4 protein-coding genes and 4 pseudogenes are annotated in these 6,707 nt (G+C 48.2%); 2 read left to right on the top strand and 6 right to left on the bottom strand.

The genetic code is table 11. The features are described from left to right. Positions 1-622 precede the first annotated feature (622 nt). The 5 genes and pseudogenes from GSQ70_RS26510 to GSQ70_RS23110 form a co-directional block, all read right to left on the bottom strand. Positions 623-1,276 carry an autotransporter outer membrane beta-barrel domain-containing protein gene (locus GSQ70_RS26510; RefSeq protein WP_370521094.1) on the bottom strand — a complete coding sequence of 218 codons (654 nt, stop codon included), beginning with the start codon at positions 1,274-1,276 and terminating at the stop codon, positions 623-625. A gap of 20 nt (positions 1,277-1,296) precedes the next feature. Then, positions 1,297-1,569: pseudogene (gene tnpB, locus GSQ70_RS26145) on the bottom strand (IS66 family insertion sequence element accessory protein TnpB); the annotation flags it as partial. A gap of 85 nt (positions 1,570-1,654) precedes the next feature. Continuing rightward, a pseudogene (locus GSQ70_RS26515) lies at positions 1,655-1,780 on the bottom strand (IS66 family insertion sequence element accessory protein TnpB); the annotation flags it as partial. 506 nt (positions 1,781-2,286) lie between these two features. Then, entirely contained in the window at positions 2,287-2,553 is a 267-nt protein-coding gene (locus tag GSQ70_RS23105) for a type II toxin-antitoxin system RelE/ParE family toxin (protein ID WP_158784707.1), read from the bottom strand. Further along, the gene (locus GSQ70_RS23110) at positions 2,553-2,993 is read right to left on the bottom strand and encodes a hypothetical protein (RefSeq protein WP_158784708.1); all 441 of its coding nucleotides are present in this window, start codon (positions 2,991-2,993) and stop codon (positions 2,553-2,555) included. The genes GSQ70_RS23105 and GSQ70_RS23110 overlap by 1 nt, the downstream gene beginning before the upstream one ends. Before the next feature lie 239 nt (positions 2,994-3,232). Here GSQ70_RS23110 and GSQ70_RS23115 point away from each other — a divergent pair. Together GSQ70_RS23115 and GSQ70_RS26155 are read left to right on the top strand one after the other, a co-directional pair. After that, positions 3,233-4,578: pseudogene (locus GSQ70_RS23115) on the top strand (ISNCY family transposase). Positions 4,579-4,730: 152 nt separating this feature from the next. Then, positions 4,731-4,983 (top strand): annotated as a pseudogene (locus GSQ70_RS26155) (integrase core domain-containing protein); the annotation flags it as partial. Positions 4,984-5,084: 101 nt separating this feature from the next. Here the strand turns inward: GSQ70_RS26155 and GSQ70_RS23125 are convergent. Continuing rightward, the gene (locus GSQ70_RS23125; RefSeq protein WP_158784710.1) at positions 5,085-5,789 is read right to left on the bottom strand and encodes an IS6 family transposase; all 705 of its coding nucleotides are present in this window, start codon (positions 5,787-5,789) and stop codon (positions 5,085-5,087) included. Between the last annotated feature and the right edge of the window lie 918 nt (positions 5,790-6,707).

Consider the following 6,707-nt stretch of genomic DNA (forward strand, 5'->3'; position numbering starts at 1 on the left):
AAAGTGTTTAATTCATTTTCGAGGTTTTCTTTTACTTTGTTGTTGTTTTTGGCGTCAGAAAAAAATGTATTATTCATTATTTTTACCATCTATCTGTTATGTCGAAAAAAAGAGTATGCGCAAGGTGATTTTTAAATGATGTGAATAATTAGCTTCCCGTAAAAGATATTCCTTTCCACTCAAAAATATAATTGTTGGATTGAATGAAAGGTGAATTTTCATAGTAGGTGCTGGTACCTGTTTCACTGGCTTTCCAGATTCCCCCTTTAATGGCAAACCAGGTAAGACTCTTGTCATTTATGCCATTATAAATTTTATTTAAATCCAGATGCTCGCACATTTAATCTTGAAGCACCGGGCCAGATCTTCAAGCAGGCGCGATGCGTTAGAAGATGAAAGAGGTACCCTTTCAAAGTCCGGGCTACAATTCTTTTAGCTCATCATTCACGCAGACATGGAGCGTATTCATTAATATTCCCCTTGCAAGATCTCTACAGTCATTATAACTGCACTATTTATGCACTTACAAATGCAGTACGTCATTAGTGGTAAAAATCACCTTTCAGTTCATTTTTATTTACCTTCAATCAACATTTTTTGGTCATGTGTTTCCGAGAAAAAGTCACTTTGTAAACTGAATGATTGCCAACATACTCATCATATTAATGCGTATTTTATTTTTGGCTTTATTGTTGTAATTTATCTGTTTTCCTGGGGTTCTTGTTTTGAAAATTGAGCGTGATTTTTTTAATAATATGTCCGTATAACTTGTCAGATACCAGCCCGCCTGGTCACTGTCGGAAGTATTGCCTTTTTGCCGCCGGTAGTCATAGGCGCCGGCAACCCCGCGCCCGCCTTGGGTAAACGTACCGTCAGAATTTCCGTCGACCTCAACCACCTGAATGCCTTCCGGTCCTGTCGCAGTTTCGCGGGGAAGTGAGCCAGGCAGTGGTTTACGGGCGGAAGACTGGCGCAGCGGCTGCGGGAGTACCGGGCCATGCTGTTCACCCAGCATCTCCTCCAGCAGGGCGCCGATGCGCTCCTCCGCCTCGCGCACCTGGCGCGCCGTTTTCTCACGCAACTTTTCGGAGCTTTTGCCGACCTGCATGCGCTGCAGCATAGCGACCAGCGCCTTCAGCCGGTTGATTTCGCTGGCGTACGCCGCCACCCGCTGCGAGAGCAGGCGGTTATATTCCGCCATTTTGCGGAGGGTGGCCTGCTGCTCCTGCAGCTGCGCCCTGAGACGGGCATTTTCATCGGTATATGAGGTGTCCATAACCCCCACTTTACAGCAGGTTATATTCTCAGACCAGGGCATTCCGTCCGCTGCGGATGCTTCCAGTTTATGCCTTCCAGCAGCATGGACAGCTGCGCCGGCGTCAGGTGAACCCTGCCGTCCCGCGCCTCCGGCCAGACGAAGCGCCCCCGCTCCAGGCATTTGATGAACAGGCACAGGCCGTCCCGGTCAGCCCACAGCACTTTTATCATGTCACCGCGCCGGCCGCGGAAGATGAACAGGTGGCCGCTGAACGGGTCATCCTGCAGTGTGTTCTGCACTTTTGAAGTCACGGGGGAAGTTGGGGCGACGTTGCCGCCTGCGGGGTGCGGGTGTTTCAGCCGGCTCCGGTGCTGTGGGCAGAACGGCGGCCTTACTGAAGCGAACGAACAGTTCGCAGACGGTGGTTTTGGGAATGCCGAGCCGTCTGCCTGCCTCAGTACGCGGTAGCTTTTCATCAAAATGGAGGCGAAGTGCTTCAGGGATCCATGTCCGGTGTTTCATGGGATAGTGTCCATTAAAAAATGATGGACACTATTTTCCCGGAACAGACGGCCACAGGACAGACGGTACAGATGAGACGCTTACGCTTTTGTGACGGAATTTTCTGGGATTCCGGCGTACAACCCCAGTAGGTACGATGAGTACCTGCTCATGTGTTGAACCCTTGGAAATTTTAAAATATGAAGTTAAGATGAAACTCTTTGCCTGAACTGGCTGAACTCCGCAAACACTGAGGTTGATGTTTTGCTACATAAGCAACGTACCTTGTAGGCACAAGGAATACACCATCATGATCTGTGGCTATCTCATTCCTTGAGTCAGCTGCGGGAAACAACCAGCTTTTATCAAAAATAGTGTCAGAAAATGCAGCGATGCTGGGATGACAACGCCATGTCGTAGTACTCTCTGTAATATTTATTAGTCCTTTTTCTTGGCGTTCACGAAACCAGGTTATTACTTGGGGGGCTACGCCGCAAGCGCCGAAATTTCCGTCAGGTTGCTGGCGGTCATTGTTGGGCGGCATCCAGAACACGTAAAACCGTCAGAACACACTCTTCAGTCTGGTAGACCAGAATATAATGAGGTCTGACTACTATTTCCCGAGTGCCCGTGATCCTGCCTGGCTTGTACATGTCCGGGTTGCCACAGGCTCGCTCTGTCGCCGTTTCAAACTCATCATCCAGGTCTGTTGCTGCCTGCGGGTTATCCGGGCTGATATAGTCCATGATATTCTCCCTGTCCGTAAGAGCCATTGGTTTCCATTCCTGACGCATCACGCCTCCTTACGCAGGGCATTTTTTCGGACAGCAAAGCGCCGTCTCATTTCCTCATCAGACACAGCAGGTCGTGGATCATTAATGGATGCCTGAACCTGTTCCCGGAACCATGCATCATATGCCACGGCTTCATGCGCCCGTTTAAGCGCCGCCGACCTATCCGGGCGGGAGCTACGGTTCTGACTCTCCGGGCTGTAGTTGGAAGCATCAACGTCAAACTGTGCGATCCCGACGTCTTTCAGGTAACTGACCAGCGTTTCCAGCTTTTTAAATAACCGGATCTGACGACTGCGTTGCGCTGCCAACGGCCGTTCATTTAACCCGAACTTCACTGTCAACGCCCAGCCTCCGGACGTACCCACGACGTGGGCTGCCCGGACAGCGCCGGCCTCAACCAGACGGCGAAGAGTGGTGTGATCGATGGTTTCTGTTGCCATTAAACATTCATCTGATGATGTTGCGTTGCAATTTATAAAAACCAGCATTGCAATTAATTATAAATCGCACAACAACTAACAGAAATCCGAAGATTTTATTTACCATAACCGCACTAACACACACTGATTCTGTAGCACCAATATAGTAATGTCACTTTTTAGCCATTTAGAAATGTCACTTTTTACGGCATAAAGGATAAATCTTATGCTGCAACAAGGACATTCGAATGTTGGTGACTATGTCAGATAAGGAATTACACCGGGCCAGTGTCATACAGGCCGTTGTTGAAAAACGTCTACGCCGTCGCGATGCAGCCTTTCAGCTGGATCTTACTGAACGTCAGGTTCAGCGCCTCATGAACTGTTACCGAGAGTCTGGTGCTGCGGGGCTGGTCACGGGCACCGGGGAAATCAGGGTAACCACAGTCTGCCTGAGTCGTTCAGATTGCGTGTGCTGGCTCTGCTGCATGAAAATTACAGTGATTTCGGGCCGACGCTGGCAGCCGAAAAGCTCAGAGAACGGCACGATATTGTTGTTTTCGTTGAAACGCTACGTAAATGGATGATCGCGAGTGACCTGTGGGTTCCTTACGTCAGGCGTAAACCTCGTGTCTATCAGCCTCGCAACCGGCGTGACTGCCTTGGAGAACTGATCCAGATCGACGGATCACCCCACGACTGGTTTGAGGGGCGCGCTCCTAAATGCTGTCTGCTGGTCTTTGTTGACGATGCAACCGGCCAGCTGATGCACCTGCGTTTCGGGGAAACCGAATCCGCGTTTGATTATATGCTGGCCACCCGCAAATACATTGACAAGCACGGTAAGCCCCTGGTCTTTTACAGCGATAAACACGGGGTTTTCCGTGTTAACCGCCCGAATGGGGCAAAGACGGGAACAACGCAGTTCGGACGGTTACTTCATGATATCGGTGTGGATCTCATCTGCGCCAACAGCCCTCAGGCAAAAGGCAGGGTAGAACGGGCTAATCAGACGCTACAGGACCGGCTTATCAAAGAAATGCGTCTGGAAGGGATCTGCAGTATTGAGCAAGCCAATGCCTGGATAGAAACCTTTATCGGTAGTTTTAACGGGCGTTTTGCCCGTGTGCCCAGATACCCTAAAAATCTGCACCGGCCGGTCACTGAAAGTGCAGAGGAACTTGATGACATGTTTGCCTGGCACGAAACGAGAAAAATCACCAAATCACTGACATTCCGTTATGACAAAATCATTTACTTGGTTGAACCGACAGAAGAAAACTCACGCCTTGCCGGCGAAAATATCATGGTCTATGACTATCCAGACGGCACTTTAGCCTTTAAATATGGCCACCGCTCACTGGAATATCGTGCGTTCGACAAACTTGACTGCATTGACCAGGGAAAAATAGTTGACAACAAACGCCTCGGCACGGTGCTGAAACTGGCTCAGGATAAAATGGATGAGATGGACCGCCAGGACAAACGGGAAAGAAGTAAAAGCATGCCTAAACGTCGCGCTCAGGCTAGGTTCCAGGAGCAACTCAGAGCCATCAATCCAGTATTAGCTAATCCAGAAGAATTCAGGACCAGCCTCAAACGATAACCTCGCCACCCTATTCTTTATACTCAAAAGTGACATTTCTACTTTGGAGGATCGGGTGACATTTTAATGTTGCAATAACAGATTCGACTGAAGATCGGTTATGCCGGAAATTTCGGCGTTTGCGACGTAGAACCCCAAAGTCAGTTCTGTTTAAGTATACCAGCCATCGCTTCCAGCGGCAGTTAAGCAGCTACGGTCTGAGGAGCAGCATGGGAGACGTAGGTGCCTGCTGGGATAATGCGGTAATGGAGCGCTTCTGGGACAGTCATGAAACATGAGTGGTTGTTGCTCGTACCGCAGCATAGCCGGGCTAATATGAAACAGGGTGTGGCGACGTACATCCGCTACTACAACGTTGACAGAAACCATAGTGCGAACGGAGAACTGCCCCCGGTACGCTATAAACAGATGACTGATAAAAAGTGTCCTGATTTATTGACCAGAACAGGTGGAGGGTACTGTTGCAAAGTTCGCGATGAGGTAACCTTTTGTCTTATTCTAAGGACTTAAATTTCAAACACTCTGCTTACCAGACGCATCTCGCCCAGGGGATCTCCATAATAAAATGCTGAGGCCTGGCCTTTGCGCAGTGCACGCATCACCTCAACACCCTTTATTGTGGCGTAAGCTGTCTTCATGGATTTAAATCCCAGCGTGGCGCCGATTATCCTCTTCAGTTTGCCATTATCACATTCAATGACATTATTCCGGTACTTAATCTGTCGGTGTTCAACGTCAGGCGGCCATCGACCTTCGCGTTTAAGCAGGGCAAGCGCACAGCCATAGGTGGGCGCTTTATCCGTGTTGATAAACCGAGGGAGCTGCCACTTCTTCACGTTGTTGAAGATTTTACCCAGCAACCGGTAAGCGGCTTTACTATTACGTCGCGGGGAGAGATAAAAATCAACAATGCGGCCCCTGTTGTCGACGGCGCGGTAAAGATAAGCCAAGCAACCATTCACCTTCACGTACGTTTCATCAATGTGCCACGGGCAAAAATCGGAAGGGTTACGCCAGTACCAGCGCAGTCGTTTTACAATTTCAGGTGCATAACGCTGAACCCAGCGGTAAATCGTGGAGTGATCGACATTCACACCACGCTCAGCCAGCATTTCCTGCAGCTCACGATAGCTGATGCCGTATTTACAGTACCAGCGGACTGCCCACAGGATGATGTCACGCTGAAAATGCCGGACTTTGAATGGGTTCATGTGCTACTCCGCCAGCAAAAAAAGGGGGATAAATTTACCACCATCGTTTATTTGCAACAGTGCCCTCTGATATGCCCATGGGCCCCGGTGGGTGTAGGTGGAAGTTACCGCGCTTCACCTCGTAAATTCAGGTGTAGTCGTCGTTGTGGACAAGGAATAGAAATCGTGAAGAGTGGATAAAGACAATACCGATAAGCGTGAAAGTGCGATGTATGTATAAAACAATCCCTTGTTATTTATTGATTTATTTCCTTTATTAAATTGCCAGCTCACGTTGATTGACAGATGAGGGAGTAAACGAGAAAGTGAAGATCGTAAATTGTGGTTAATCGCTGTCAGCCTTGCTGATGCCGCGGGGAGCAAGGTGCGCCAGACATAAGAAAGCTGACAAACCCAAGGAGCTGTTAAAATGACCAGAAGTGCTGTGGAATGTAGTTTTCGAGCTGGATAGATGAATGATTAATCTGGGAAAAGTGACGGCGCCGCTGTTGCATGAAATTTTAATGGACGGGCAAAACACTTCGAGAATTTGTCGCATTGAGATAATACTGATTATGGACGGGGGAGCAGGATTCGTTGTTGTATCGGCGGGTGTTAACGAGACTGAAATTAAGATTTATCCTATAATGCTCTGTCGCGTGCGTCAATAATGCTCGACAGAAAATTGAAAGGCCGAACGATGTTCTGAAACGTAAGGGGCTGAAAAGTAAGTAAACTCCAGCGTACTGGTAAGTTTTACAGGCCTAGATCTAACTAAAGTAAAAATGTCAGTAAAAGCCTTACTAAACAATGATATTCTATATGTAGCCCTTATAAGTAATATAAATTGTGGAATACTAATTATTTGAATCTAAGATATTTTTATCAAATAAAAGCGGTTCTTATAACACAATATCATATGGGTAAGTTTTTTGTTAT

Source organism: Pantoea sp. BAV 3049 (assembly GCF_009765445.1).
GTDB lineage: Bacteria > Pseudomonadota > Gammaproteobacteria > Enterobacterales > Enterobacteriaceae > Erwinia.

What these genes read in the sequence shown, in the direction of transcription:
- GSQ70_RS23105 (WP_158784707.1), bottom strand. Translation starts at nt 2,553, where the DNA reads ATGCGTCAGGAATGGAAACCAATGGCTCTTACGGACAGGGAGAATATC.
- GSQ70_RS23125 (WP_158784710.1), bottom strand. Translation starts at nt 5,789, where the DNA reads ATGAACCCATTCAAAGTCCGGCATTTTCAGCGTGACATCATCCTGTGG.
- GSQ70_RS23110 (WP_158784708.1), bottom strand. Translation starts at nt 2,993, where the DNA reads ATGGCAACAGAAACCATCGATCACACCACTCTTCGCCGTCTGGTTGAG.
- GSQ70_RS26510 (WP_370521094.1), bottom strand. Translation starts at nt 1,276, where the DNA reads ATGGACACCTCATATACCGATGAAAATGCCCGTCTCAGGGCGCAGCTG.